This is a genomic window from Leucobacter sp. CX169, assembly GCF_017161405.1.
GTDB lineage: Bacteria > Actinomycetota > Actinomycetes > Actinomycetales > Microbacteriaceae > Cx-87.
In genome coordinates, this window is record NZ_CP071051.1 from 1,525,163 (window position 1) to 1,551,356 (window position 26,194).

Annotated in this window: 26 protein-coding genes and 2 tRNA genes; 16 read left to right on the top strand and 12 right to left on the bottom strand. The window is 63.9% G+C overall.

The genetic code is table 11. The annotated features are described in order from the left end of the window. Positions 1–34: 34 nt before the first annotated feature. Positions 35–646: a dihydrofolate reductase family protein gene (locus tag JW030_RS06915; RefSeq protein WP_188046552.1), complete on the top strand. Its 612-nt coding sequence runs from the start codon at positions 35–37 to the stop codon at positions 644–646. Here the strand turns inward: JW030_RS06915 and gluQRS are convergent. Beyond that, positions 595–1,548: a tRNA glutamyl-Q(34) synthetase GluQRS gene (gluQRS, locus tag JW030_RS06920; RefSeq protein WP_188046553.1), complete on the bottom strand. Its 954-nt coding sequence runs from the start codon at positions 1,546–1,548 to the stop codon at positions 595–597. The genes JW030_RS06915 and gluQRS overlap by 52 nt on opposite strands. A 58-nt stretch (positions 1,549–1,606) precedes the next feature. Between gluQRS and JW030_RS06925 the strand changes: the two genes are divergently transcribed. From JW030_RS06925 to JW030_RS06935, 3 genes are all read left to right on the top strand, one after another. Then, positions 1,607–1,939, top strand: a complete 333-nt coding sequence (locus JW030_RS06925) for a hypothetical protein (protein ID WP_188046554.1) — start codon at positions 1,607–1,609, stop codon at positions 1,937–1,939. 77 nt (positions 1,940–2,016) lie between these two features. After that, positions 2,017–2,090: transfer RNA gene (locus JW030_RS06930), tRNA-Val, on the top strand. Positions 2,091–2,182: 92 nt separating this feature from the next. Beyond that, on the top strand, positions 2,183–2,368 hold the full coding sequence (locus JW030_RS06935; RefSeq protein ID WP_188046555.1) for an LPXTG cell wall anchor domain-containing protein: 186 nt from the start codon (positions 2,183–2,185) through the stop codon (positions 2,366–2,368). Positions 2,369–2,442: 74 nt separating this feature from the next. Here JW030_RS06935 and JW030_RS06940 read toward each other — a convergent pair whose 3' ends face one another. Next, positions 2,443–2,907 carry a peroxiredoxin gene (locus JW030_RS06940; protein WP_188046556.1) on the bottom strand — a complete coding sequence of 155 codons (465 nt, stop codon included), beginning with the start codon at positions 2,905–2,907 and terminating at the stop codon, positions 2,443–2,445. A 277-nt stretch (positions 2,908–3,184) separates the two neighbouring features. Here JW030_RS06940 and aceE point away from each other — a divergent pair, with 277 nt between their 5' ends. The 7 genes from aceE to JW030_RS06975 all read left to right on the top strand — a co-directional run bounded on the left by aceE (position 3,185) and on the right by JW030_RS06975 (position 11,937). Next, positions 3,185–5,911 (top strand): pyruvate dehydrogenase (acetyl-transferring), homodimeric type, encoded by a 2,727-nt coding sequence (gene aceE, locus JW030_RS06945; RefSeq protein WP_188046557.1) that lies wholly within the window; start codon positions 3,185–3,187, stop codon positions 5,909–5,911. A gap of 41 nt (positions 5,912–5,952) precedes the next feature. Continuing rightward, positions 5,953–7,152, top strand: coding sequence for a CdaR family transcriptional regulator (locus JW030_RS06950; protein WP_188046558.1), 1,200 nt, complete (start codon positions 5,953–5,955; stop codon positions 7,150–7,152). A gap of 79 nt (positions 7,153–7,231) precedes the next feature. Next, positions 7,232–8,149, top strand: a complete 918-nt coding sequence (locus JW030_RS06955; protein WP_188046559.1) for an ACP S-malonyltransferase — start codon at positions 7,232–7,234, stop codon at positions 8,147–8,149. Positions 8,150–8,169: 20 nt separating this feature from the next. After that, the gene (locus JW030_RS06960) at positions 8,170–9,168 is read left to right on the top strand and encodes a beta-ketoacyl-ACP synthase III (protein WP_188046560.1); all 999 of its coding nucleotides are present in this window, start codon (positions 8,170–8,172) and stop codon (positions 9,166–9,168) included. Positions 9,169–9,226: 58 nt separating this feature from the next. Beyond that, on the top strand, positions 9,227–9,475 hold the full coding sequence (locus JW030_RS06965; protein ID WP_188046561.1) for an acyl carrier protein: 249 nt from the start codon (positions 9,227–9,229) through the stop codon (positions 9,473–9,475). A gap of 144 nt (positions 9,476–9,619) precedes the next feature. Continuing rightward, positions 9,620–10,858, top strand: coding sequence for a beta-ketoacyl synthase (locus JW030_RS06970; protein ID WP_188046562.1), 1,239 nt, complete (start codon positions 9,620–9,622; stop codon positions 10,856–10,858). 104 nt (positions 10,859–10,962) lie between these two features. Then, entirely contained in the window at positions 10,963–11,937 is a 975-nt protein-coding gene (locus JW030_RS06975) for an IS481 family transposase (protein ID WP_188046810.1), read from the top strand. A gap of 161 nt (positions 11,938–12,098) precedes the next feature. Here the strand turns inward: JW030_RS06975 and JW030_RS06980 are convergent, their stop codons facing one another. Beyond that, a complete protein-coding gene (locus tag JW030_RS06980; protein ID WP_241095356.1) occupies positions 12,099–12,650 on the bottom strand; it encodes a DUF3145 family protein in 552 nt (183 codons plus the stop codon). 139 nt (positions 12,651–12,789) lie between these two features. Then, entirely contained in the window at positions 12,790–13,056 is a 267-nt protein-coding gene (locus tag JW030_RS06985) for a GlsB/YeaQ/YmgE family stress response membrane protein (protein WP_188046802.1), read from the bottom strand. Positions 13,057–13,282: 226 nt separating this feature from the next. Between JW030_RS06985 and JW030_RS06990 the strand changes: the two genes are divergently transcribed. The 3 genes from JW030_RS06990 to JW030_RS07005 all read left to right on the top strand — a co-directional run bounded on the left by JW030_RS06990 (position 13,283) and on the right by JW030_RS07005 (position 15,031). Further along, complete coding sequence (locus JW030_RS06990) at positions 13,283–13,570, top strand: hypothetical protein (RefSeq protein ID WP_188046801.1); 288 nt, start codon at positions 13,283–13,285, stop codon at positions 13,568–13,570. A 214-nt stretch (positions 13,571–13,784) separates the two neighbouring features. Next, on the top strand, positions 13,785–14,366 hold the full coding sequence (locus JW030_RS07000; protein ID WP_241095357.1) for a TetR/AcrR family transcriptional regulator: 582 nt from the start codon (positions 13,785–13,787) through the stop codon (positions 14,364–14,366). Next, positions 14,363–15,031, top strand: a complete 669-nt coding sequence (locus JW030_RS07005) for a DMT family transporter (RefSeq protein ID WP_188046800.1) — start codon at positions 14,363–14,365, stop codon at positions 15,029–15,031. Before JW030_RS07000 ends, JW030_RS07005 begins: the two co-directional genes overlap by 4 nt. Positions 15,032–15,062: 31 nt before the next feature. On the opposite strand, the gene JW030_RS07010 is transcribed toward JW030_RS07005, so the two are convergent. After that, positions 15,063–16,255 (bottom strand): IS3 family transposase gene (locus JW030_RS07010; RefSeq protein WP_188046809.1). Its coding sequence is split into 2 segments (ribosomal slippage): positions 15,063–15,968 and positions 15,971–16,255, totalling 1,191 coding nucleotides; the frame shifts between segments, so codons are not numbered across the junction. A 37-nt stretch (positions 16,256–16,292) separates the two neighbouring features. Further along, a protein-coding gene (locus JW030_RS07015; protein WP_188046808.1) for an IS3 family transposase occupies positions 16,293–17,467 on the bottom strand; the annotation gives its coding sequence in 2 pieces (ribosomal slippage) (positions 16,293–17,191 and positions 17,191–17,467; 1,176 coding nt in all). A gap of 115 nt (positions 17,468–17,582) precedes the next feature. Here JW030_RS07015 and JW030_RS07020 point away from each other — a divergent pair. Next, positions 17,583–17,891: a DMT family transporter gene (locus JW030_RS07020; RefSeq protein WP_188046736.1), complete on the top strand. Its 309-nt coding sequence runs from the start codon at positions 17,583–17,585 to the stop codon at positions 17,889–17,891. 57 nt (positions 17,892–17,948) lie between these two features. Here the strand turns inward: JW030_RS07020 and JW030_RS07025 are convergent. Beyond that, a tRNA-Ile gene (locus tag JW030_RS07025) sits at positions 17,949–18,022 on the bottom strand. Between the two features lie 10 nt (positions 18,023–18,032). Then, entirely contained in the window at positions 18,033–18,593 is a 561-nt protein-coding gene (locus JW030_RS07030) for a PadR family transcriptional regulator (RefSeq protein ID WP_223160032.1), read from the bottom strand. A gap of 92 nt (positions 18,594–18,685) precedes the next feature. Between JW030_RS07030 and JW030_RS07035 the strand changes: the two genes are divergently transcribed. Next, entirely contained in the window at positions 18,686–19,351 is a 666-nt protein-coding gene (locus JW030_RS07035; protein ID WP_188046735.1) for a DNA-3-methyladenine glycosylase, read from the top strand. Here JW030_RS07035 and JW030_RS07040 read toward each other — a convergent pair. The 4 genes from JW030_RS07040 to JW030_RS07055 form a co-directional block, all read right to left on the bottom strand. Then, positions 19,348–20,307 carry a DMT family transporter gene (locus tag JW030_RS07040; RefSeq protein WP_241095358.1) on the bottom strand — a complete coding sequence of 320 codons (960 nt, stop codon included), beginning with the start codon at positions 20,305–20,307 and terminating at the stop codon, positions 19,348–19,350. The genes JW030_RS07035 and JW030_RS07040 overlap by 4 nt on opposite strands. Positions 20,308–21,292: 985 nt before the next feature. Further along, entirely contained in the window at positions 21,293–23,296 is a 2,004-nt protein-coding gene (locus JW030_RS07045; RefSeq protein WP_183664415.1) for a hypothetical protein, read from the bottom strand. Between the two features lie 87 nt (positions 23,297–23,383). Further along, positions 23,384–25,366 (bottom strand): ATP-binding protein, encoded by a 1,983-nt coding sequence (locus JW030_RS07050; protein ID WP_183664413.1) that lies wholly within the window; start codon positions 25,364–25,366, stop codon positions 23,384–23,386. Next, positions 25,363–26,016, bottom strand: a complete 654-nt coding sequence (locus JW030_RS07055; RefSeq protein ID WP_241095359.1) for a hypothetical protein — start codon at positions 26,014–26,016, stop codon at positions 25,363–25,365. Before JW030_RS07055 ends, JW030_RS07050 begins: the two co-directional genes overlap by 4 nt. Positions 26,017–26,194 lie beyond the last annotated feature (178 nt).

Genomic DNA, 26,194 nt, shown 5'->3' on the forward strand with positions numbered 1-26,194 from the left:
TATCCACGACGTCGGGTCACGAGCGGAGCACGCCATGGGACGCATCTGTATCGACCTCTTCACGACCCTGGACGGCGTCGCGCAGGCCCCTGGTGGCCCCGAGGAGGACGAGGAGAACGAATTCACCTTCGGGGGCTGGCAGGCGCCACTGATCGACGAGGCCGTCGGCGAGCAGGTGCTTTCGGGCATGAGCGGCATGGACGCACTCCTCCTGGGCAGAAAGACCTACGACATTTTCGCGGGCTACTGGCCGGAGCAGCGGGGCGAGATTGCCGACCTGTTCAATCGCATTCCCAAGTATGTGGCGACGCGCCAGAACATCCCCCTCCCGTGGGCTGACAGCGTTCCGCTCGGAAGCAACATCGCCGCCGCCGTGCAGGATCTCCGCCGCCAGCACGAACGAATCCATGTGATCGGCAGCCTGAACTTCGTCCAGACGCTGCTGGCGGATCAGCTCTTCGACCAGCTCACCCTCTGGGTACACCCGATCCTGCTGGGCCCCGGGAAACGAGTATTTGCCGACGGAGCGGTTCCTACAAACCTGCAACTGCTCGAACCCGCGGTGACCTCGCCGCGCGGAGTCGTCAGATTGCGCTACGAACTCGTGGGCGGTGTCCCCGCGACCGGAGACATGTCCGCCCAATAGACCGGTTCGGCGGTGAGGCTGCTCACGTCAAAGCGTTCGAGCAGGGATGCCATCTCGATCGATTGCCCCGGCGCTGCAAGGCCGAGTGATTCGGCCATCCATCTGCGGACGTCGACCGCTGCGACCCCGTCGGCCGCGAGGTCCTCCAGCGTGACCGCCCCGTCACGCTTCGCGAGCCGCGCCCCATTCGCGCCCAACACGAGCGGGACATGGGCATACTCCGGCTCGGGCAGCCCCAGCAGACGCTGCAGCAGGATCTGGCGCGAGGTAGACGACGCGAGGTCGTCGCCGCGCACAACCTGGTCGACCCCCATTTCGGCATCGTCCACCACGACGGCGAGGTTATAGGCGATCGTTCCGTCGCCTCGTCGCAGCACGAAGTCATCGACCACGCCCGGTACCTCCCCCAGGATGCGGTCGGTGAAGGTCGGGGCGACGGTGCCCTCGGGCACTTTCAGGCGCAACGCGGGTAGGCGCGGCGCGATCGCGGTGCGCGCACGAGAACGCTCCTCCGCCGTGCGATCGCGGCAGGTTCCCGGGTAGGCGCCGGGAGGCGCGTGCGGCGCCGTGGGCGCTGCCAGGATGTCGGCGCGCGAGCACGTGCATTCGTACACCAGCCCAGCTGATGCCAGGCGCCGAATCGCGTCGGCGTGAGCCGCACCACGTTCGGATTGCAGCACCACTTCGCCGTCCCAGTCGATGCCGATCGCCGCGAGCTCGGCAAGCTGCTCGCTCGCGGCGCCGGCGTCACGCGCCCGATCAAGGTCTTCAACCCGCACGAGGAACGCCCGGCCGGTCGAACGGGCGCACAGCCACGCGACCAAGGCCGTCCGCAGATTGCCGACGTGGAGTCGTCCCGAGGGGCTCGGCGCGTATCTTCCCGCACCGACGTGTTCGTTCATACTCCCAGCCTATGGCCGCAACCTTTCGGCGGCCGCTCGCGCGGCGTAGTCTGGCGGCATGCCAAACCTCACTGAAAAAAACACTGACGCTCTGTCAACGCTTGGCGTCTCACGCTCGTTCGGGAGCCCGATCGAGGTGGGCGACGAGACGATCGTGCCCGTCGCCGCTGTCTGGATGGGTCTGGGCGGCGGGGCCGCAACTGAAGAGTCTGCCGGCGAAGGCGCGGGAGGCGGCGGCGTTTCGCTCCCCTTTGGTGCCTACGTCAGCTCAGGGGGTCGGACCACATTTCGCCCCAACACGATCATCTTGATGGCGGTTGCCGTTCCGCTGGTCTGTGTCGCAGGAAAGGCGCTTTCACGCATCATTCGTGCCGGAAAGGGCCGCCGCTAGATCCGACACGGTGTGTCGCGTTTCGCGAACACAGCGAACTCTCCCCTATGCTGTTACAGGTCCGCATGAGCGGGTGCGCGCCTGTAGCTCAGTTGGTTAGAGCGCCACGTTTACACCGTGGATGTCGGGGGTTCGAGTCCCTCCGGGCGCACTTCACACATTTTCTTCACGCAACACATCCGGCGTCACCCCGCGTTTGACCCTCTCGATTCCGCGTCACCGCCACATCAGATGGGAATACTCATGTTTGGCACGACTTCGACTCTCGCGGCCACCGGCAGCGACAGCCTCGTTCTGTACTTCGTCATCGGAGGGATCCTCCTCGCCGCAGGCCTTGGCCTCATTGTCCTTCGTGCGTTGCGAAAGCGGCCCACCTCGACCAAGCCTGACAGCGCTGACTCCGCAGGCGACGACGACCTCCAGTCGTAGCTGCACCAAAAACGCCCCGATCCTCCGCCGTGCTGGCGAGGGATCGGGGCGTTTTGCGTTGAACGCCTGGAAGGCTAGGCCGTCACCAGGCTGAGCGCCTCGGTGTAGGCTGCGAAGTCGCGTGCTTCGCCCGGCTCCTTGACGAATGCCGCACGCACCACTCGGTCCTGGTCGATGAGGAAGGTTCCGCGCTTGGCGATTCCAGCCTCTTCAATGAATACCCCGAACTTCTGTGCCACGGCGCCGTGGGGCCAGAAGTCCGAAAGAATCGGGAAATCGTAACCCTCTGCCTCGGCCCACGCGCGCTGCGTGAACGAGGAATCAACAGAGATTCCGACGACCTGCACGCTCTCTCCCTCGAACAGCGCGAGGTTGTCGCGGAGCTCACAGAGCTCGGTCGTGCAGATCCCGGAGAACGCAAGCGGGAAGAACACGAGGACGACGGGCTTGTCTGCGACGAGCTCAGACAGCACGATTTCCTCGCCGAGGTGGGTGGTAAGCGTGAAATCGGGGGCGATTTCTCCGACGGCAATCGACACGAGTTGCGTCCTTTCCGGCACGAAGTCTCGCGCCGATGCGGGGTGATGGAATTCCAGCCTACCGGCGCACTCCGCAGGAATGCGTCACCTCAGAAGCCGGCAGAACCATCACTCGCGCTCCTAACATACGAATTCCGCGAAAGTGCGCAAACAGCGTGCGTGAATCGCAGAACTTTCGCAGTTCTTCGCTAGTCTTGGATTTGGTCCGCGCACCCGCGGTCCATGCTTGTGCGCGCACACATCTGTTTCGCGCCGGCCCACCGTTAGGAGAGCTCTCGTGGTTGTGAACACCCAGGATCCATACGCACCCAACCGGGATGACCAGGACCCCCAGGAGACAGCGGAGTGGCGCGAGTCGCTCCAGCAGCTCGTGACGGCCCACGGGCCCGCCCGGGCGCGCGAGATCATGACGAGCCTCCTCGCACAGTCGCGGGAGCTGCACTTGAACGTGCCTCAGGTGCCCACGACTGACTACGTGAACACGATCGCCTCCGAGAACGAGCCGAGCTTCCCCGGCGACGAAGACCTCGAGCGCCAGTACCGCTCATGGATTCGCTGGAACGCAGCGATGACCGTACACCGCGCGCAGCGCCCCGGCGTCGGCGTCGGCGGGCACCTCTCGAGCTACGCCTCAGCTGCCTCGCTGTACGAGGTCGGATTCAACCACTTCTTCCGCGGGCAGGATCACCCCGGCGGCGGCGACCAGATTTTCTTCCAGGGCCACGCCTCCCCCGGCATCTACGCTCGCGCCTTCCTCGAAGGACGCCTGAGCGCCGACCAGCTTGACGGCTTCCGTCAGGAAAAGTCCCACGCGACCGGCGGCCTGCCGAGCTACCCGCACCCTCGTCTGCTCCCCAGCTTCTGGCAGTTCCCGACGGTGTCGATGGGCCTCGGTCCGATCAACGCGATCTACCAGGCCCAGCTCAACAAGTACGTCACCAACCGCGGCATCAAGGACGCCTCAGACCAGCACGTCTGGGCGTTCCTGGGCGACGGCGAGATGGACGAGGTTGAGAGCCGCGGCCAGCTCCAGGTTGCGGCGAACGAGGGCCTCGACAACCTCACCTTCGTGGTGAACTGCAACTTGCAGCGGCTCGACGGCCCGGTCCGCGGCAACGGCAAGATCATCCAGGAGCTCGAGAGCTACTTCCGCGGCGCCGGCTGGAATGTCATCAAGGTGGTCTGGGGCCGCGAATGGGACGACCTGCTCAACCGCGATAGCTCGGGTGCGCTGCTCAACCTCATGAATGTCACCCCCGACGGTGACTACCAGACGTACAAGTCCGAGAACGGGGCCTACGTCCGCGAGCACTTCTTCGGACGCGACGAGCGCGCGCTCGCCCTCGTCGAGGGTTACACCGACGACCAGGTCTGGGGCCTGCGCCGCGGCGGCCACGACTACCGCAAGGTGCACGCCGCCTACCAGCAGGCAATGAACCACAAGGGCCAGCCGACGGTCATCCTTGCGAAGACCATCAAGGGCTACGGCCTCGGCCCGCACTTCGAGGCGCGCAACGCGACGCACCAGATGAAGAAGATGACGCTCGAGGACCTGAAGCTCTTCCGCGACACCATGCACATCCCGATCTCGGACGCGCAGCTTGAGGCCGACCCGTACCTGCCGCCGTACTACAAGCCGGCAGACTCCGATCCCGCGATCCAGTACGTCCACGAGCGCCGGCGGGCACTCGGCGGTTACCTGCCCGAGCGCCGCACCAACTACACCCCGGTGCGCGTGCCCGAGGAGAAGACCTACGCGATCGCGAAGAAGGGTTCCGGCACGCAGGAGGCCGCGACCACGATGATCTTCGTGCGTCTGTTGAAGGACCTCATGCGCGACAAGGAGTTCGGCCCGCGCATCGTGCCGATCATCCCCGACGAGGCCCGCACGTTCGGCATGGACTCCTACTTCCCCACGTCGAAGATCTACAACCCGCACGGCCAGACCTACACGTCGGTCGACCGCGAGCTGCTGCTGGCCTACAAGGAGAGCGCGCAGGGCGTGCTGCTGCACGTCGGCATCAATGAGGCTGGCGCCGCCGCCGCGTTCACCGCGGTCGGCACGTCGTACTCGACGCAGGGCGAGCCGCTCATTCCGATCTACATCTTCTACTCGATGTTTGGCTTCCAGCGCACGGGCGACGCGATTTGGGCAGCAGGCGACCAGATGGCTCGCGGCTTCATGATCGGTGCAACCGCCGGCCGCACGACGCTGACCGGCGAGGGCTTGCAGCACGCTGACGGCCACTCGATGGTGCTTGCCGCCACGAACCCTGCCGTCATCTCGTACGACCCGGCTTACGGGTACGAGATCGGGCACATCATGCGCTCCGGCCTCGACCGCATGTACGGCGGCACTCACCCGGATCCGAACGTCATCTACTACATGTCCGTCTACAACGAGCCCATCGTGCACCCGGCCGAGCCGGCAGACGTCGACGTCGATGGCATCGTTCGTGGTATCCACCGCGTCTCGCAGGGGGCTCCGGGTGCACTGCGCGCCCAGATCCTCGCCTCGGGCGTCGCGGTGCCGTGGGCGCGGGAGGCCGCAGACCTACTGCAACGCGACTGGGGCGTGAGTGCCGATGTCTGGAGCGTCACGAGCTGGTCGGAGTTGCGCCGCGATGGCGTTGCGGCTGAGCAGCACAACTTCCTGCACCCCGAAGCGGCTCCGCGCTCCGCGTACCTGCGGGACAAGCTTGCGGGTGCTGAGGGTCCCTTTGTCGCGGTGAGCGACTGGGCGACTCAGGTTCCCGACCAGATCCGCGAGTTTGTGCCCGGCGACTTCGCTGTTCTCGGCGCCGACGGCTTCGGCTTCTCCGACACGCGCGCCGCCGCACGCCGCCACTTCGCGATTGATCGCGAGTCCGTCGTCGTCCGCGTGCTGCAGAGCCTCGCCGCTCAGGGCAAGATCGACGCAGGCGTTCCGCGCCAGGCGGCGGCGCAATACCGCCTGCTCGATGTGAATGCTGGCACGACCGGGGGTGCGGGCGGCGAGGCCTAGGCTGGCCGTCCGGCCGACGAACACGATACGCTCAGCACACCATGGCGCGTACGAAACAGCAGGAGCTCGCGTGGCTCCGCACGATCACCGGCGAACTCGCCACCCTGACGATCACGCGGCTTGAGGAGACGCTCCCCTGGTACGGGGAGATGCCTCCCGGCCGCCGATCGGCGGTGGGGCTGGTCGCACAGACCGGCATCAGCTCGTTCATGAGCTGGTACGAGGACCCTTCCAGCACGCCGTGGATCGCCTCGGACGTGTTCGGCTCGGCCCCGCGCGAGCTGCTGCGCTCGATCAGCCTGCAGGAGACCCTGCAGCTGATTCGCGTGGTCGTGAGCGTTGTTGAAGATCGGGTGGCCCGCGAAAGCGAGCCGCTGCGCGAAGCGATCATGCACTACTCACGCGATGTCGCCTTCGCGGCCGCGGACGTCTACGCCCGCGCCGCCGAGGCGCGCGGACTCTGGGACGCGCGCCTCGAGGCGCTCGTGGTCGACTCCATCTTGACCGGCGAGTCCGACGACGAGCTGCCCAGCAGGATCGCGGCACTCGGCTGGCACGGCCAGGGCGAGGCGACGGTGCTCGTCGGCACCGCCGATCGCAGCGTCGACGTCGACCAGATCCGCCGCATCGCGCGTCACGCCTCGGCTGACGTGCTCATCGGGCTGCAGGGGGCCAGGCTCGTGCTCGTGATCGGCCGGGCGGATCCTGAACCGCGCGAACCGGGTACCGCCACCGTGGAAACTCCGGACTTCATCGAGCTCGCCGCTCGACTCAGCGATTCGTTCACCGACGGGCCCCTCGTACTGGGCCCGACAGTCCCCACCCTGGTCGAGGCCTCGCGCAGCGCCCGGGCGGCGCTTGCCGGTGTCGCCGTCGCTCGTTCCTGGCGGAACGCCCCGCGCCCGGTGCATGCCGATGACCTGCTTCCCGAGCGCGCGCTTGCCGGCGATGGCCTGGCCCGACGCACGCTCATCGAGCAGATCTACACCCCGCTCGTCGAGCACTCCCCCGAACTCCTTGAGACCCTGTGGTGCTATCTCGACAACGGCCGCTCCCTCGAGGGCACCGCTCGCGAACTCTTCGTCCACCCGAACACGGTCCGCTATCGCCTCAAGAAGGTCTCCGAGATCATCGGCTGGAATGCGACCGGAGCCCGTGAGGCGCTGATCCTGCAGGCTGCGCTCATCGTGGGCTCCATCGCGAGCAATGGGCCCAGACGCACCCCTCAGCCGAAGAAATAGTGGGATCCCACAACGTTTTCGCGTTTTTCTCGTGTGGCACATGCAGGTGCGGGCACGTTCATCTGCGAAACTTAGACACGTGATTGTCATCGCTTGCCCAGGACAGGGCTCTCAGACTCCGGGGTTCCTTGCCGAGTGGCTTGAAGACCCGACCGCGCGCGAGTTCCTGGGAGAGGTGTCCGAGCGCATTGGCCTTGATCTCGTCGCCCATGGCACGCTCAGCGACGCCGACACCATCAAAGACACGGCGGTCGCCCAGCCACTCATCGTCGCCGCGAGCCTCCTGGCCTGGCGTGCGCTCGGCGCGCGCGCCGACCTCAGCGGCGTCGGCGTTGCCGGCCACTCAGTCGGCGAATTTGCGGCCGCTGCTGCCGCCGGCGTGCTGACCGAGACTGATGCACTTGCGCTCGTGCGCACCCGTGGCCTCGCGATGGCCGAGGCCGCCGCTCAGACTCAGACCGGCATGGCGGCCGTCGTCGGCGGAGTCGAAGCAGACGTCCTCGCGGCGATCGAGTCCGCCGGGCTCACCGCCGCGAACCGCAACGGCGGCGGGCAGATCGTGGCAGCGGGCTCCGTTGCCGGCCTCGCGGCCCTCGCAGAGGCGGCACCTCGCGGCGCCCGCGTCATCCCGCTCTCGGTGGCCGGTGCGTTCCACACGGAATACATGGCAGGCGCCATTCCCGCCCTCGCAGATGCCGCAGCCGCAATCACCCCGGACGACCCGACGCTGGCGCTGTGGACCAACTCGGACGGCAGCCGCGTCGCGAGCGGCTCTCGATTCCTCGAGCTCTTGGTCTCGCAGGTGTCAAGCCCCGTCCGCTGGGATGCCTGCATGGAGTCATTCCAGGCCGCCGGCATCACCGGACTCATCGAGCTCACCCCCGCCGGAGCACTGACGGGTATCGCCAAGCGTGCCCTTCGCGGCGTCCCGACGGTCGCCATCAAGACCCCGTCCGATCTCGATGCGGCTGTAGAGCTGCTCTCGATTCCCGCCTAGACACGATCCAAAGGACCCTCATGGCCACCCTGACTCAGTCTGTCGGAGTCGCGCACACGCGCATTCTTTCCGTGGGCGCCGCACGCGGTTCGCTCGCCGTCACCAACGACGAGATTATCGAACCGATCAACTCCTCCGACGAGTGGATCCGCCAGCGCACGGGCATCATTACACGCAAGCGTGCGACCCCCGACGTGCTCGCGGTCGACCTGGCTGAGGGCGCCGGGCGTGAGGCAATCGAGCGCTCGGGCATTGATCCTGCGGATATCGACCTCGTCATCGTCGCCACTATCAGCAACGTACGCCAGACGCCGTCCATCGCCGCGGTCGTCGCCGATCGCGTCGGGGCCAACCCGGCCGCAGCCTACGACATGAACGCGGCGTGCGCCGGCTACGCCTACGCCGTCGCCCAGGCCGACGCCCTCATTCGCGGGGGCGCGGCGCACTACGCGCTCGTGATCGGCGCCGAGAAACTCTCCGACGTCATCGATCCCACCGATCGCTCGATTTCGTTCCTGCTCGGCGATGGCGCCGGCGCCGTCGTCATTGGCCCGAGCGACTCGCCCGGAATCTCCCCGACCGTCTGGGGATCGGACGGCTCTCGCGCCGATGCCGTGTCGATGGACCACTCGCTCATTGAGTTCCGCGACGGCACGGCCGCCTGGCCGACACTGCGCCAGGAGGGACCCACCGTCTTCCGCTGGGCCGTGTGGGAGATGGCGAAGGTTGCTCGCCAGGCCATCGAGACTGCCGGCATCGAGGTCGAAGACCTCGCCGCGTTCATCCCTCACCAGGCCAACATGCGCATCATCGACGAGTTCGCAAAGCAGCTGAAGCTGCCCGAATCGGTGGTGATCGCCCGCGACATCGAGACGATGGGCAACACCTCGGCCGCCTCGATCCCGCTCGCAACCCACGCGCTGCTCGAGTCGCACCCCGAGCTTTCCGGCGGACTCGCGCTCCAGATCGGCTTTGGCGCCGGCCTGGTCTACGGCGCGCAGGTCGTCCGGCTGCCCTAGCGGGCCTTCACGCTTTACACTTCACTGACCCCATTCACAATTCAAGGAGATACAGCACATGGCATTCAGCAACGAAGAGGTTCTCGCAGGTCTGGCCGAGCTCGTCAACGACGAGACCGGGATCGCAGCGGACGTGGTCGCACTCGAGAAGTCGTTCACCGATGACCTCGACATCGACTCGATCTCGATGATGACCATCGTCGTCAACGCCGAAGAGAAGTTCGACGTCAAGATTCCGGACGAGGAAGTCAAGAACCTCAAGACGGTCGGCGACGCAGTCACCTTCATCGTCAAGGCCCAGGCCTAAAGACGCCCGCGGACGGGAGGCGGGCCAAGGCTCGCCTCCCCCGCTTTCACCCGGGGATCAACTTCACGAGGCCCTGCAGGCCGCCGAGCGGCCGACCCCATCCGTTCGTCCTGAAGACTCTTCCCGACTCGGAGACAGCACATCATGACTCACAAGATCGTCATTACCGGCATTGGCGCCTCCACCCCGCTCGGCGGTACCGCCGGCGAGACCTGGGCAGCCCTCAATGCTGGCGTTTCTGGCGCCCGCTCGCTCACCCACGACTGGGTAGCCGAGTACGAGCTGCCGGTCACCTTTGCCGCAGAGGCGAAGGTCCGCCCGGAAGAAGTCCTTGAGCGCCCCGTCGCCAAGCGCCTCGACCCCTCCAGCCAGTTCGCGCTCATCTCGGCCATGGAAGCCTGGGCCGACGCAGGCGCCCCCGAGGTCGACCCTGATCGCCTCGGCGTCGACTACGCCTCAGGCATCGGCGGACTCTGGTCCCTCCTCAACGGCTGGGACACCCTGCGCGAGCGCGGCGCACGTCGCGTGCTCCCCATGACCGTCCCCATGCTGATGCCGAACGCCCCCGCCGCTGCCATCTCGATGCACTTCCAGGCCCGCGCCTTCGCGCGCACCACCGCTTCCGCATGCGCATCGAGCACCGAGTCGCTCGCGAACGCCTACAACCACCTGCAGGCGGGCCTCGCCGATGTCGTCATCGCTGGCGGCACCGAGTCGGCCATTCACCCCATCACGTTGGCTTCGTTTGCGTCGATGCAGGCGCTCTCTCGCCGAAATGACTCCCCCGAGACCGCCTCTCGCCCGTACAGCATCGACCGTGACGGCTTCGTCATGGGCGAGGGTGCGGCGACCTTCGTGCTCGAGACCGAGGAGCACGCCCGCGCCCGCGGCGCCCGCATCTACGGCGAGCTCGCCGGCGGCGGCGTGACCGCAGATTCCTACCACATCACCGCGAACGATCCCGAGGGCCGTGGCGCAAGCCGCGCAGTCCTCCTGGCCCTCGAGCAGGCGGGCGCGACGCCCGACGAGGTTACGCACATCAACGCGCACGCGACGAGCACCCCCGTGGGCGACGTCGCGGAGTACGCGGCGCTGCACAAGGTCTTCGGCGATCGCGTGCACGAGATCCCCGTCTCGGCTACGAAGGGCGCAACCGGCCACCTGCTCGGCGGCACGGGCGCGCTCGAGGCGATGTTCACGCTGCTCGCCATCCGTGAGCGCCAGGCGCCGCCCACGATTAATCTCACGACGCAGGATCCCGCTATCCCGCTCAAGGTGTCGGGCGCGCAGCAGCCGCTGGGTGACGGGCCACAGCTCGCCATCAGCAACTCGTTCGGCTTCGGCGGCCACAATGCCGTCGTCGCGCTGCGCACGATGGACTAGTTGTACCCGGCCATGACGTTGGTGACACTTTAGGTCTTGTGAAAAGGGAGAACCTCCTGGCTTAGTGGAGATGTTGAAGTCATCCGCATAGCCAGGAGGTTCTCTTGTCTTACGTTAATGCCCGACTGACTGTTCGCGGCAGAGCGTTGCTCATTGAACGCGTCATTGGTTCCCATCGTCCCGTCGCTCATGTCGCCAAAGAACTCGGCATTTCCCGGCAATGCGCGCATCGCTGGGTTCGCAGATACAAAGACGAGGGCCCTGCGGGACTGCTGGATCGCTCGTCTCGGCCACGGTGTTCGCCGACCCGGACGAGTCCGGATCGTGAACAGGTCGTGCTCGAGTCCCGCTCTCGACTTCGCGCAGGCCCGTTGCGCATCGCTGCAGACACCGGTGTTCCTGCCCGAACCGTGTCACGCGTGTTAGCACGCCACCACGTCCCGCCGCTGAGCTGGTGTGATCCGATGACCGGCGAACTCATTCGGGCCTCTCGCGCCACGGAGAACCGTTACGAGTATGAGCGGCCTGGCGAGATGGTCCATGTTGATGTGAAGAAACTCGGCCGCATCCCCGACGGTGGTGGCTGGCGAGCCGACCTGACCCAAACCCGCCGCAATCACGTCACCGGCCACCAGGGGGTCGGGTTCGACTATGTCCACGCCGTGATCGATGACCACAGTCGCCTCGCTTACGCCGAGATCCATTCCGACGAGAAAGGCGTCACCGCTGCCGGCGTATTGCTGCGAGCTGCAGCGTTCTTCGCGGCATGCGGTATCCCCGCGATCAAGCGGGTCCTTTCGGACAACGCGTTCGCCTACCGGAAATCGGCCGCGTTCAAGGACGCCGTCGCCGAGCTTGGCGCAGTTCAACGTTTCATCAAGCCCCATTGCCCCTGGACGAACGGCAAAGTTGAACGCCTCAACCGCACCCTGCAAACCGAGTGGGCCTATAGGCAGGTCTTCACCAGCAATGACGAACGATCGGCCGCTCTTGCGCCCTGGTTGGACTTCTACAACACTAAACGCATCCACACCGGCATCGGAGCAACACCCATCAGCCGAGTGTCACCAACGTCATGACGCAGTACAACTAGTCGCGCTCGCGCGAACGAGGGCCCCGGATCTGTTGATCCGGGGCCCTTCTCGTTGTCTGACCGGAGGGCCCTCGGGTTCCCGCAAGCTCCCCAGCCAAGTCTGTGTGGTGTCGGCGGTGAGCCCGCCAGCGTGGTCGCGCGCGGGATTCAGCCCACTCGATGCAACCAGTGCACCGAGGCCCCGCCGTCTGCTTGGTGATCTGCGCCGAGCGCGACACCGCGAAAGAGCTCCAGTTCTTCATCCCACGCGGTGGCAAGCGCAAGCCTGAGCGCAGCCGCGAAGCGAGTGGGGTCGCCGCCAGACTCGTGCAGGACGGCCTCAATCCGATGCTCGGTGAGCACCGCACTCCCGCCCGCGTCCGTAGCCAGATGCGCGATGCCGAGACTCGGGGTGTGCATCCACCGTCCGCCGTCGACTCCGGGGCTCGAGGACTCGGTGACTTCGTAGCGCAGCTGCTCCCAGCCGTGTAACGCCGAGGCGAGCCGCACCCCGGTTCCTACAGGGCCTGACCATGCGATCTCGCCGCGCACCGAACCCGGGATCAGCGGCTGCGGGTGCCACTCTATGGACACCGCTGAACCGAGCTCACGCGCGAGCGCCCACTCGATGTGGCGCGCGAGGGCGCGTGCGCTTGAATGCACCACCAAGTGCCCCGTCGTGTGAAATTCCTCCGCCGACGCGGTGTCTGACGCGATCACAGTTGCTCCTCCCGATTCGAAACGTCTTCCCCAACGTCGATTCGGTGCGCCTGTGCGTCTGCGCCGATCCTGACACACGATCCGAGACATGACAAGGCCCGGGAGCGCAATTCGCGTTCCCGGGCCTTGCGTAGCAGGGTTAGTCGCGCGACTTGCGCCCCGTGACCAGCCCGTACACGAGCAGCACGACGATCGAACCGATGATGGCCACGATCCAGGTCTGGAAGGACCAGAAGTCAGCGAGCCCGGTCCCGAAGATCATCGAACCGAGCCAGCCACCAAGAAACGCGCCGACGACGCCGAGCAGGAGCGTCGCGAACCAGCCGCCCGCCTGATTACCCGGCAGGATTGCCTTGGCGATTGCGCCTGCGACCAGCCCCAAAATGAGAAATGCAAGAAAGCCCATGATCTTGCTCCTTTCGCTACCCGGCACGGTGCGCCGGATGAGATGAGAATACGCCTCAGCAATGAAATTCGGCAGCGAATCCACAGCCAGCGTTCAGGACGCCAGGATCTGCTCTGGAGTCGCAGCAAAGGGCTGGCCCGATAGACTCAAAGCCGAACGCCGTACGGTAATTCACCATCCCTGTCGTGCGGGATTGTCGCCGATGGATCTGTCAAGGAGCTCTTGGATGTCGCGCTCCGAGCAAGTGCTCGCCCAGATGACCCTTGCCGAGAAGGCGTCACTGATGTCCGGGGCGAACTTTTGGAACACCAAACCCATCGACCGTCTCGGCGCCCCCTCCAACATGCTCACCGACGGCACGCACGGCCTGCGCGAGCAGGTCGGCGAAGCGCTGGGGGTCGAGGCCGCCGCAGAGCAGGTGAGCATTCTGTTGGGATTCGGTCTCAGCGACAAGGCGGAATGCGCGCGCCGGGTGCAGCTTCGTTTCCATTTCCGAGGATACGCTGGCCACTGAGCGCGTCGCGGCGGCATTGATTCGCGGGATTCAGTCCCAGGGTGTCGCGGCGTCGGCGGAGCACTTGCCCCCGGAGGACCCCCTCGTGCTTGGCAAGATGAGCGCTGCGTTGGTCGCGGGCACCCAGAGCAAGAATGTCGTGGATGTGGGCACGAGGGTGCCCACATCCACCATCCCTGAGTAGACTGATCACCCTACTCAGATCGGAGTGCTCGTGACCAGCGTTGTCCCACGCGATCGACCGGCACGCCGGCGTCTGCTCTCGGCTGCCGCCGAGCTGTTCTATGCCGACGGCATGCACGCCACGGGCGTGGAGGCGATCATCGAGCGCGCCGGAATCGCGCGCAAGAGTTTCTACAACAACTTCGCGTCAAAGGACGAGCTGGTGCTCGCCTATATCGAGTCACGACATCGTGAGTGGCTCGAAATCCACCACCAACGCACCCTGAACACGTCATCGCCTGACGGCCGTGTGCTTGCGGTGTTCGACGCGTACATCGACCATGCAAGTGGAGCGTTCGCCCACGGTTTCCGGGGTTGCGGGCTGCTGAATGCCGCCGCGGAGCTGCCGGCCGGGAGTCCCGGCCGAGCTGCGGTGCGCGAGCACAAGGCAGAAGTCGAGGCCATCCTGCGCTCAACCCTCGAGGAGCGGCTCCCCGCAAGCGCATCAGCGGCGCTCGCCGAACACCTGTTCCTCCTCCTCGAGGGTGCCGTCGCTCGCGCAGGGCTCGAAGGCAACGCGACTCGACTGTACAGCGCGCGCAAGATCGCCGCCACGCTCCTGGCCGCCTCATGAGTCGCGAGCGCGCCCTGGCGCTTGGCGCCGTCGCCATCAGCTCGATCCTGTGGGGCACTACCGGGACGGCCGCGACCTTCGCGCCGGGCGCTGGACCCCTCGCGATCGGCGCCTTCGCGCTCGGCATCGGCGGGATCCTGCAGGCGCTCGTCGCGATTCCCGCGCTGCGGGCTGCCCTTTCGCAGCTTCGCCGCAACCGCCCGACAGTCGTGCTGGGGGCGCTCGCGGTCGCCGTGTACCCGCTCGCGTTCTACAGCTCGATGCATCTCGCCGGAGTCGCGTTAGGCGTGGTGGCGTCGCTCGCCTCTGCCCCGCTCGCGTCGGGGGTGATCGAGCGGATCGTCGAGCGCACGCCGCTGAGTCCTTGGTGGCTGAGCGCGGCGGGGCTCGGAATCGTGGGCAGCGCGCTGCTCTGCTTCTCGAAGCTCACCTCGGCTCCCGACGAGCTTGCGGCAACGCTTCTCGGGATCGGACTCGGACTGGTCGCGGGCACAACCTACGCCGTCTATTCGTGGTGCGCTCAACGCCTCATGATCTCCGGGGTGAGCCGTTCGGCCTCGATGGGGGCGATCTTTGGGTGGGGCGGCACCCTGCTGCTTCCCGTCGTGTGTGTCACCGGAGCTCCGCTGATCGCGGACCTCCCCACGCTCTCGGTTGCTCTGTAGGGTCTGATGCAGGAACTGGTGACAGTTCTAGTTAGGCCGCGAGGGCCAGGTCGTTGTTCATGATGGTCTCGAACTCGATCGGCGTCAAACGGCCCAGACGGACCTGGCGACGCCTGCGGTGATAGGTCCGCTCGATCCAGGTCACGATCGCGATGCGTAGCTGTTCGCGCGTGGCCCAGGAACGTCGGTTCAGGACGTTTTTCTGCAGCAGGCTGAAGAACGATTCCATTGCCGCGTTGTCGCCGCAGGAAGCGACTCTGCCCATCGATCCGACGAGATTATGGACGGCAAGTTCGCGGCGCAGTTTCCTGCTTCGGAATTGCGATCCTCTGTCTGAATGGACGATACAGCCGTTCACGTTTCCGCGCATCCGGACGGCGTTGCGGACAGCTCGGACCGCGAGTGATGCCTTCATTCTCGAGTCGATCGAGTAACCCACGATCCGACCGCTGAAGGCGTCTTTGACCGCGCAAAGATAGAGCCGACCTTCGCTCGTTTTGTGTTCCGTAATGTCGGTCAGCCAGAGCTGGTTCGGCCGGGACGCCACGAACCGGTGACGCTCACGCCCGTGCTCGTCGATGACGACGCAGAGATCGTCGTGAACGGCGGGGCCAGACTTCTTGCCGTTCTTGCTCCGCTTCTTCCCGAACACACTCCACCAGCCATTCGATGATGCGATCCGCCACGCGGTCCGATCCGACATCGCCTGGCCCTCCTCGCGGGCCTCGTCGGCGAGGAGCCGATACCCGAACTCCGGGTCGTCGCGGTGCGCGTCGAACAGCGCGTTCGCCCGATACGCCTCCTCGAGCTCCCGGCTTGTCACAGGATCACGTAGCCAGCGGTAGTAGGGCTGGCGAGCGAGCTTCAAGACCCGGCACGACACCACGACAGGGATTCCGTCGGCGGCGAGCTCGCTCACGAGCGGGTACATCATTTTCCCGGCAGATGAGCCTGGGACAGATACGCGGTCGCGCGACGCAGCACCTCGACCTCCTGCTCGAGGAGGCGATTGCGCTTACGGAGCTCGCGCAGCTCGGCGGAATCCTGCTTCGTCTCACCCGGCTGTTCGCCGGCTTCGATGCGGGCTTGACGCATCCACTTGTCGAGAGTTCCGACATGGACGCCGAAGTCCTTCGCGATCTGCGCGAGGGAGACGTCTGGGTCGCGGTTCTGCGCGACCCGGACGACGTCGTCGCGGAACTCCTTGGGGAACGGCTTGGGCATGAGGGTCTGCTGAAGCTTTGCTTGAGTCGGAGTGTTTTTATGCTGCCAACTCGACAGCATCCACCATTATCGCCTCAAACTCGACCGGCGTCAGCTTCCCGAGCCCACGCTGCCTGCGTTTGCGGTGATACTTCCCCTCAATCCACGACACGATCGCTAACCTGAGCTCTCTCCGAGTCGCCCACACCTTTCGGTCGAGCACGTTCTTCTGCAACAGCGAGAAGAACGATTCCATCGCCGCGTTGTCCCCGGCAGCACCAACCCTTCCCATTGACCCCAACAGCTGGTGACGCTGTAGCGCGCGACAAAATTTCTTCGACCCAAATTGAGATCCCCGGTCGGAATGGACCACCACATTCGTCGGATTCCCCCGCTGCATGACCGCGTTCTCCAACGCTCTCACTGCAAGGGATGCTTTCATTCGGTCATCGATCGCGTAGCCGACGATCCGGTTCGACCACACGTCTTTCACCGCGCAGAGATACAATTTGCCCTCATGCGCAGTCTGATGTTCAGTGATGTCGGTGAGCCAGCGCTTATTCGGAGTGCTTGCCGTGAAATCACGTTGTACGAGATCGTCGTGCACCGGCGGCAACGCTTTCCGATACCTACCGCGTCGTTTTGTGATCACTGACCGAATGTCGGCGACATGGCAGAGTCGCCACACGCGCCGCTCCGATACCCGGTAACCGAGCGCTTGCAGTTCGTCAGCGAGGAACCTATACCCGAACTCGGGATCATCCTCATGCAGTTCACGGAGCACCCCGATCAGGTGCTGCTCTTCGATCTCGCGTGCCGAGCAGGGCTGCTTCAACCATTGGTAGTAGGCCTGCTCGCTGAACCCGAGTACCCGGCACGTCACTGCGACGGGCACCCTGATAGAGGCACCCGTCGCAGCCAGCTCTTGGACGAGCGGGTAGATCATTTTGGGGGCGTAATGTGCGCCTGCGACAAATAGGCTGCCGCACGGCGGAGCACTTCGTTTTCCATCTCGAGCTCCCGAATACGTTTCAATGCTTGCCGCATCTCGCGCTGCTCCTCGGGATCTTTCGACGGAGTCATCCCATACGTTTTGAACCTTGCGTCTTGGATCCATGCGCTCAGCGCGGACTTCGAGACACCAAGATCTCGGCACACTTGTTTCTGCGAAATTCCGGACTCCACGAGCCCGACAGCGTCACGCTTGAACTCTTCGCTGTACTTGACCGGCATGACTGCCATCCTTCCAGCCCCGACCCCTCGATCGAAGCAGACTTGGACTCAAGCAAACCGACAGCAGACCCTGATGACATCCTTCCAGGCCAGCCCTCTCGGCTAGCCATGTTTGATGTCACCAGTTCCTGCATCAGACCCGTATATGGCGCTCGTCCCGATGTTCCTGGGCTACCTGCTGTTTGGGTATGGCTTGGCGCGGCTCCCCGTCAGCACGGTCACGACACTCACCCTCAGCGAACCGGCAATCGCGACGGTGCTCGCAGTCCTCGTCGTCGGTGAACGCCTGAGTCTGCTCGGTTGGTCAGGGCTTGGTCTGATCGCGCTCTCGCTCGTGGTGCTGGTGTGCGCGCCGGCACCCCAGGTGTCTCGGCCAAGGCGAGCCCCCACACCGAGGACGGTCGAACAGCCGGTTTCGAGCTAGCGACGTTCGTCGACACACGTGCGCCCCAGAAAACAAACCGGGAACGCACGTGAACAGTAGGGCGGACGGGACTTGAACCCGTGACCGAACGATTATGAGTCGCTTGCTCTAACCAGCTGAGCTACCGCCCCGCGGACAATCCTAGCGAAGCCCGTGGCCCACTGGACGCCCCCGCGGAGGGCGTGTCATCTGGACGGGCTCACCAGCATCACTTGACGCTGATACTCGGTCGAGCCATTCAACCGCTGCCGCGGCGAGGAGGTCGCGAGCAGCCTCGGCGAGTGACTCCCCCGCGGAGGTGCGGCGCTGCTCCCAGTACGCTCGATATCGCTGCACGAGTTCATCGCTCGATACTCCAGGGAGAGACCGCGCCAACAGCACCTGGAACCGCATCGACTCCCAGGGACTCGCCGAATCGATCGCGGGAGTGCCGAGCCACGCTTCAGCGACCTCCCGCCCCTGTTCCGTGAGAACGTACCGGGGCAGCCCGTCCGCGGTGTCCCGGTCTTGACTGACGAGGCCAGCGCCCAGCAGTCGTTCCAGCGTCGTGTACACCTGGCCGACATTGAGCGGGGCTTCACGCCCGGTGCGACTTGCGAGTTCGTTTCGCAGCAGCAATCCGTACGCGGGGCCCTGCGAGAGCAGCGCCAGCAATCCATCGCGTATTGATGCGATAATTGCCTCCTCACGACGGTCCTCCAACTGAGCAGATTCTCACTCGATGCTTACGGTACCGCGTCGGCCACCGACTGCGCCTGAGGCTGCGTGCGCGTCGGCGCGGGTACGCTGACAGCATGCAAGGCCAGGCACAGTTCTTCACCCCCGGGAGAGATTTCTTCATCCCGCCCGCGTTGCAGGTCGCCCCACTGCTGCTCGGCGCCGAGCTGGACGTGATCAGCCCCGGTGGCCGAGTCTCCGTGCGCATCACCGAGGTCGAGGCCTATCACGGTGTCGGAACTCCCGGGCCTTACGACGGGGGCTCCCACTCTCGTGACCGCCTCACCGAGCGAAACGCGTCCATGTTCGGCGAGCCGGGTCACGCGTATGTCTACCTCAGCTACGGCGTTCATTTTGCACTCAACATGGTCTGCTCGCCCGCCGGCACCGCCTCCGGAGTCTTGCTTCGGGCGGGCACCATCACGGCCAGAAGCGATCTGGCCCGGACAAGACGCCTGGCAGGATCACGCTCCCCCGCCGCGACGGTCGTTGACCGTGATCTCGCCCGCGGACCTGGCCGGCTGGCGCAAGCGCTCGGGATCCGGCGGGATCTGCACAATTCACGCGATCTGCTCGCGGCGCCGTTCGCACTACGGGTGCCGGAGCAACCACTCAGCCACCTCAGCGGACCGCGTGTCGGCGTCAGCGGCGAGTACGGCGGGCCGAACTTCCCGTGGAGATTCTGGATCGCGGGCGACCCGAGCGTCTCTGTATACCGGCCGGGGCGAAACGTGCCGAACTAGGCCGAGATGTCTTCGAGCGCCTCGCGCTCATCGGACTGCGGGTGATACTTCGCGAGCCCAAACACCCCGGCGATCGCGATTAGCGCGGTGACGCCGAACACCCAGATCGCCCAGCCTGGCGCCGAGGCAGCTTCGCCAAGCACCACGATGCCGATGAAGACGGCCACGAGGGGGTCGACGACGGTGAGCCCGGCAACAACGAGGTCGGGCGGGCCTGAAGAGTAGGCGTTCTGCACGAAGACCATGCCGACCAGCGCGCCGAGCGCCAGGGCGAGCACGCACAGCCAGGTGAGCCAGTCAAACTCCCCCTGCATAATTCGCCCAATCACTGTCTTCGCGAAGGTCGCGACAAAGCCGTACAACACGCCCGCCCCGACGATGTAGACCACGGCGACTGCTTTGTGCCGGAACACAAAGAAGAGACCGCCGAACACGAGCAACACCACCGCGAAGAGGATGAGAATCGTCACGAGTTTCGCGTCAGTGACCGGCCGGTCGGCCGCGGTGAATGCGGCAACGCTCACGAAGATGAACACTCCCGCAACACACATCGCGATCGAAACGATGGCCCCGCGCCCGAGGCGCACGTTTGACATACGCGAGTTCAGGATCGCCGTAATCACGAGCGCCACCACGCCGAGGGGCTGTACCACCGTCAGCGGTGAGAGCGAAAGCGAACCGATCTGCAGCAGCACGGCGGCCCCGAGGAGGACGGTGCCGATCAGCCAAGAGGGCCGCCCGATCAGGCCAAGAAAGTGCTTCCAGTTGATGCCTGATCCGGCGCTTTGTCCGGTGATGCGCTCGACCTTGCGCAGCCCGCGCGACTGGTACTGCGCGCCATACGAGAGAAATACTGCACCCAAGAGGGCGAGTGGGATTCCGAGGAACTGCTTGGGGTCGAGTGGGATCGCTTCCGCGACGGCGTGCGCCAGCGTCGTCAGCTCTGCAGGGATCACGGCCCCACGTTACCCCGATTCGAGCCCAATGCGAGGGATCCCGCGTCGAGTGGCCCAGATTTCGCTGTGTGCTGTGGGGCGTGGGGCGATGCACGCTCGTGCCCGGGGCGACTCGATCAACTGCGGCCAGCGTTGTCTCGGAGGAACCTTAGGCTGCGACGATCGTGGGGCAACGAGAGCGAAACCGCGACACGGCACACCGTGTCGCGGTTTCGAGCGTGGCAGACTGGGTGCCCCTGGCTGGATGACGTTCGAAACTCGTCACGGGCCCTGAAATCGTTGATTTCACGGGCGAGTTCGGAGATACCGATGGTACGCAAGGTAGGTGCACGGACGCCTATTTCGGACCCTCGAGGCCGAGTCATTGAGTCGGTTGGGAAGGTTCAAACCTCTGTCACCCCCGAAGTTGTTGTTCGAATGGTTGGGTTATACGGGGCCGGACTGAGCGCGCGCCAAGTTGGACTTGAGGTGGGCTTGCATCGAGAAGCGGTGATGCGCCATCTTCGAAACTCGGGTGCGCGGATCCGGCGGCAAGGATTGGACGCGGACGCTGTCGATCAAGCTCGGGAACTTTACCTGTCAGGGAAAACTCTTGCTCAGGTAGGGATAGTTCTTGGAGTCGCCCCGGGCACTATCGGCCGGTACCTCCGCAGTCATGGCGTACCATTGCGCCCTCCGTTGATCCCAACTGAAGTTTCCGTTGTCCAGGGGCAACAATGACCTCGAATAAAGCAAGCACTACGCAGGCCGACTTGCGTGAGGGGCGAGCATCGTGGTCACGATCAACCAAGAAGACGAGCATGCCGAGAGGTCCTCACGCACGCAGGTCACGAACCTGCGTGTATTTGTGGGTCGGCGCGAGTACTTATAGCTCCGCAACTTGGCTGCGTGCAAACAACTCACGAACGATGTAATCTCCGGCATGTTATCCCTCGCTGAGGTACGCGAGAAGGGACCAGAAGGAACTTGGCAACCTGGTACTAACCTAGTTGGTCTTCATATCCCTAGGAGTCACACGATTGCCATGGATTACTAGAGTTACTACGTGACGGGGCTGTCCTCCGGAAATGGGAACCTCTTGAACCCAAACCGATTCCTCAAGGGAGGGCGTTCCGTGTACTTGGTCGGTCAAGTCGAGGACCATCTCTAGAGAAACGGCAGGGCCGGTCACGGAATAGGCAGCGGCCTGCCCTCCGTATGCCTTGAGAAGAGCAGCAGGTGAGACATTGGTAAGTTCGCGCTTCACCTCAATCGTGAACTTGTGATTCTGGGCGACTGTGATGTCAGCTCGACCAGCCGCGACATCGTGTTGTTCCATCTCGACGAACCTCCGAAGAGGAGTTGCCTTGAGCCAGGTCGCGACATCGATTTGGAGAAAGCTTTCAGTGAATGGTTTCCCATTTTCGGGCTCGAAAAGATAGTGAACGATTGGGCCGCCATTCATTCGGCCGATGTTGGCGCGGTCAGCAGCGAACTTCAAGATACAGGTCAGCATCTCGGTGAATTCGTCTAGGGCAGTGCCGCCAAGGCCGGGGCACTCCTTTAGCGAGACCATGACACGCTCAAGTAGCTGATCAACTATCGGATCGGACTCTCGAGCCTTGAGGCGTGCTCGCGTCTTGGCCCCTTCGTTCAGCGTGCGAAGAAGATTTGGAGCGCTCTCGCTAGCTGCGACGAGTTCATCGGCGATCGCTGGGTCAAGGTTATCGTTTAGTTCTGCGGCTAAATCGGGCGCAGCCGCCCAGGCTTTTCCCACCACATCACCACTGGGAGCTTCCTTAGACGCCGTGATCGCGGCGAGGAGACGGCGTGCGACTTCGAGTTCGTCGACGGGTAGATCCTCGTCCTCGACCAGCCCATGCAAATGGTTCAGGAGACCATCGCGTCGAAGGAACGCTGCCTCTACTACAGGCTCCAATACAATCCGAAGCCCATCGCCGCCCATTACAGTGATGGATCGGGATGCCCGGTAGGCCGCGAGGACTCTCGTCAAGGTGACGATAGGCGTGTTCCATGAAGGCTCGCGCAACGGATCCATGGCAGCACGTAGGGTTCTAGCGAGTGCGAACCACTCAACTTCTGCTTGGCGACGGGGTGCGGCCCAGCTGCCGAGGTCGCTGCGCGTCGTCATCGCTACTCGGTGGGTGATCGCAGCTGTCAACGTATCTATAGTTTCTGCCTGTTCGCCGTTTGAACTCTCGCCAGTCACAAAGGTGACGGTGAGTTCTAAGACGCACCTGTAGAGAGTGGCGTCTTCTCGGGCTTCTTCCATACTTTCGACGGTTGTGAACTGGTTCCGAGCAGACCTAAGTCCAGCAAGTACGTCTTCAACTGTGCGAGCCTCGAGTGCTGTACGGAGGGTTAACTGAGCGAGTTCGTAGGCTGCATCCGCACGGGTGATGTCATGTTCAAGCAGCACTCGGAGTCTGTCTCCCAGACCCTCATCGTTCCAATAATCGAGAGCAAACCCCATAAGCTTTGGCAGACGTTCCAGAAGATCTTCGGAGTCGCTGGGTTCGACCGTGTTGAGGAATTCCAGAGCTCGGAAGCGAGCAGTAGTGTCGGTGAGCCCGAGCCTGGCCAGGGCTTCGAGATATGCATACGCCTGAAGTCCATTTGTGGCCTTTGCTTCTGTTACGCGACTGTAGAGGGCCAACGCGAGAGGGCGACTCTTCGCTTGGAGAAACAAGGGGCTGTTGAGCGCAACATCTGCGGAGTCAAGGAAAACTAGGTTTGTGAGTGAAGGCAGGACCACGGTGGCTGCTTCGAGGAGTAGGTCCGCGTGGGTATGATCTGCACGCGCGGCAGCTTCTGCGAGGGCAATGAACTCCGGGCCGCACTCAGCCGCGGCTCGGGCGACCGTCTCGGCGTCTTTGAGGTCTGCGGGGTCGACAGAAGCGAGCAGGTCGTCTCCGAATGCCTCGAGCTCTCCGGGGATACTGGCGTCAGGGACTCCGGTCTTGCTTAAGGCTTCGAGCAGGCCAGGCACTGGCAACCTCCTCGCTGGGTTGGTCAAGGCAGTGCTGGAGGCATCTGACAATAAGTCGAGTGGTCGCAGTGGTCAGTTTGAAGGCGGTCACCAGAGCGGCCCTCCATCAAGGCTGGCGTAGATTTGGTCGGCGGCGAGGTGGCCCTGAACTGCGGACGGATCGTCGGAAGCGACGAGGACCTGGAGGGTTGGGAGCTCGCTCTTGAGGGAATCGAGCTCGGTGAGGAGAGTTGTTTCGGCATCGGCCGTGAGCTCGTCGCCGGGAGAGTCGAGGAGAATAAGTCCTGGGTGGCTTCCTACTCCGGAGCGGTGACCGATGCGCAAGAGCGCGGCAATGACGGCCACGCGTAGTCGGACACGTTCGCCGCCGCTGAGATTCTTGAAGGAGTCTTCGACGCCGGCGGTGACAACGCTCATTCCCCCGTTGCGATTGAGCTTCACTGAGTCGAGATTGTCGATTCCGAGCTTGCGTCCGATAGCGAGAATTTCGGAGTCGAGTTCGATGAAGAGTTCGCTAGCTTCCTCGGTCGTGACGTCCTTGAGGATGTCAAGGGTGGCCTCGAGGACACGGATAGTTTCGGAAGACTCGGTAGTGCTTTTCCCCTCAGGGAAGCTTTCCAGGCGACCAGCCAATCGGGATTGTTCGAGTTGAATTCGAAATCGGTCGTTGAACTCGTCGGCCTGACTGGCGGTAGTGAGTTCGGCAGCGAGGGCGGTGACACGATCATGTACCTTCTTTGCGGCTGCGGAGGCAAAGACGGAGCTTTCCTGGGCCGCCTCCTCTGCGGCTGCGAGCGCTTCGAGTGAGTTGGCCGCGTCTTCGTTGTCGTCAGTGCTGTCGTCTTCATGGTGAGCACCGGTGGGGATTTCCTTGGTGCAGACGGCGCACTCGTGGTCGCTGAGTTCGCGTTGAGTGCGTTTGGCCTCGAACTTCTGCTCGCATCGAGGACAGTGAGCTGGGTTGAGTCCCTGGAATAGGAGTTCTGCAAGTTCGGTCTCACGGCTGCGGCTAGCGCGGAGTACCTCTTCTTGTCGCGCCGCTTTAGCTTCGTCGAAGGTGCGGCCAGCGTCTCGGCTTTCTGCGTTAGCGGTGTCAAGATCGCGCTCTGCTTCTCTGAGCTCATTGGCAACGACAGCAAAGGGGCGGCCTGATGCTGACGGGAGGGCATTGAATTTGGTGTCGAGCGCATCGAGTTCAGCTTGGATGGAGGCGCGGTTGCTGGTACGCGCGGCGGCATCTTCGGTAGCTCTTCGGACGATATTCGCTTCGTCCTGGCGTTGTACCCGAACAAGTGTGTTGAGGCGGATGTAGGTGCCCATGAGAGGCACGTTGCAGTACATCTGAAGGATACGGGCAGGGAGGCCTGCGAAGACGGTGTCGCCAAATAGGAGATCGGAGTTCCGCGGAAGGTGTATTCCGCCGTAGTATGCGGGCCAAGTGTTGGTTCGTGGTGCTCCTTGATCACTGCCATTGTGTTTCTGGAAGTGTGTGATGGGGTCGAAACCGAGGAGCGACATCATGGTTTCATCCTGGAAGTTGGCAAACTGCGACTCTGACATGCCTGAGCCAACGATGTTGACGGCAGCGGGGTTTCCTTCTCCTGCAAGATAGGCGCGCAAAGTTGCCGCATCCGTGGCGCGGATAACGTCAGCGACGAAGCCGGATTCGCTTTTGGTCAAGACGACTGCCATTGAGATGCCATTGATGGCGTACTCAAGAGAGATCCGGTCGAACCAGGGTTTAACGTCGCTACGAAGGTCTCTGGGTTTGCCACGCAAGGCCCAGGTGACCAATTCCAGCACGGAAGACTTGCCGCGGAGGTTCTCGCTCGTGATGAGCGCGGTGACGCCGTATGGGAATTCAAATGTCTCATCGAACGGGCCATCCCACTGGGTATTCGTTCGGGTTCCGCTGAATTGGAGTCGGCTGATGTCAATTGAGCGGCTGACGGGCGGCACCGGGACGAGCGAGACGCCTTGCCCGGTGAGAACTTCATCGACTTTTGTGATGGGGAGGTCGGACTTCTCCGCAATCAAGGCCCTCAGTTCGTCTTGGGTAGGGACGCTCATGGCTGCTGTCCTTCTAGGTTGGCTCTGATATCTGCTATCCGGCGGCGAGCTCGGCCGGTGATGCTGGGGATGCGAACGCCGTGTGGGGTCTTGATGTACTCATCAATGAGGTATTGGCGATCTTTGAGGGTGGTGGCACCTTGTCCGTCGGCCAGGAGTACTACGAGTGTTGCTCGGGTGGAGTACCAGGCGAGTTCGGGGTATTCCTGGCGGATTTGGGCAGCCAGAGCCTCTCCGGCTTGGGTGAGGTAGTAGTCAGTGCGCGTTATGTTGCCCGGGCGGCCTTTTTTCCGGCGGATAACAAGGTCGGCCTGGCGGAGGATCGAGAGGGCGTCTTCCAGGTCCTCGTACGCGCCGAACAAATAACGGAGCATCGGGTAGCGGCGGAGTTCAGGCTCTTCGCTGTCAAGGATTTCGCCCGCTATTTGGAGGAGTGTGGGGTCCTTATCGCCGTCTTCGTAGTCGTTGAGGAGTTCGTTGGCGAGGTAGTCGGGGTTTCGGACCCAGAAATCGAGTTTCTGGAGTCGGACCTGGGTTCGCACGACTCCGACTGCGGTTGCGAGCGGCGGGTCCGAGGCAGCGAGAGCAGCTCCGTCGATGGGTTCCGCTGCCTTGTCGATGAGCATCAGGATGCGAACTGCGTCCTGCATTCGCGTCGTAGATCTCGTCATCTATTACTCTCTGTTACACACGACGCCGTCGTCGTCAATAGCCTCTACCCAATCAAACCAGACGCCTGCTGCGTAGCGGCCACCGACACGCTAGCAGCGGCATTCGGGCGTGCTGCGGGTTTGGTTGACTCAGGTTTTTGGGCCCGAGTATGACTCT

Excerpts from the sequence above, each read along its gene's own strand:
- JW030_RS06985 (WP_188046802.1), bottom strand. The coding sequence starts at position 13,056 with ATGGGCTTTCTTGCATTTCTCATTTTGGGGCTGGTCGCAGGCGCAATC.
- JW030_RS06915 (WP_188046552.1), top strand. The coding sequence starts at position 35 with ATGGGACGCATCTGTATCGACCTCTTCACGACCCTGGACGGCGTCGCG.
- JW030_RS06965 (WP_188046561.1), top strand. The coding sequence starts at position 9,227 with ATGGCATTCAGCAACGAAGAGGTTCTCGCAGGTCTGGCCGAGCTCGTC.
- gluQRS (WP_188046553.1), bottom strand. The coding sequence starts at position 1,548 with ATGAACGAACACGTCGGTGCGGGAAGATACGCGCCGAGCCCCTCGGGA.
- JW030_RS06960 (WP_188046560.1), top strand. The coding sequence starts at position 8,170 with ATGGCCACCCTGACTCAGTCTGTCGGAGTCGCGCACACGCGCATTCTT.
- JW030_RS07035 (WP_188046735.1), top strand. The coding sequence starts at position 18,686 with ATGCAAGGCCAGGCACAGTTCTTCACCCCCGGGAGAGATTTCTTCATC.
- JW030_RS06990 (WP_188046801.1), top strand. The coding sequence starts at position 13,283 with ATGTCGCGCTCCGAGCAAGTGCTCGCCCAGATGACCCTTGCCGAGAAG.
- JW030_RS06950 (WP_188046558.1), top strand. The coding sequence starts at position 5,953 with ATGGCGCGTACGAAACAGCAGGAGCTCGCGTGGCTCCGCACGATCACC.
- JW030_RS07020 (WP_188046736.1), top strand. The coding sequence starts at position 17,583 with ATGTCACCAGTTCCTGCATCAGACCCGTATATGGCGCTCGTCCCGATG.
- JW030_RS06925 (WP_188046554.1), top strand. The coding sequence starts at position 1,607 with ATGCCAAACCTCACTGAAAAAAACACTGACGCTCTGTCAACGCTTGGC.
- JW030_RS07005 (WP_188046800.1), top strand. The coding sequence starts at position 14,363 with ATGAGTCGCGAGCGCGCCCTGGCGCTTGGCGCCGTCGCCATCAGCTCG.
- JW030_RS06970 (WP_188046562.1), top strand. The coding sequence starts at position 9,620 with ATGACTCACAAGATCGTCATTACCGGCATTGGCGCCTCCACCCCGCTC.
- JW030_RS07055 (WP_241095359.1), bottom strand. The coding sequence starts at position 26,016 with ATGCAGGACGCAGTTCGCATCCTGATGCTCATCGACAAGGCAGCGGAA.
- JW030_RS07050 (WP_183664413.1), bottom strand. The coding sequence starts at position 25,366 with ATGAGCGTCCCTACCCAAGACGAACTGAGGGCCTTGATTGCGGAGAAG.
- JW030_RS06935 (WP_188046555.1), top strand. The coding sequence starts at position 2,183 with ATGTTTGGCACGACTTCGACTCTCGCGGCCACCGGCAGCGACAGCCTC.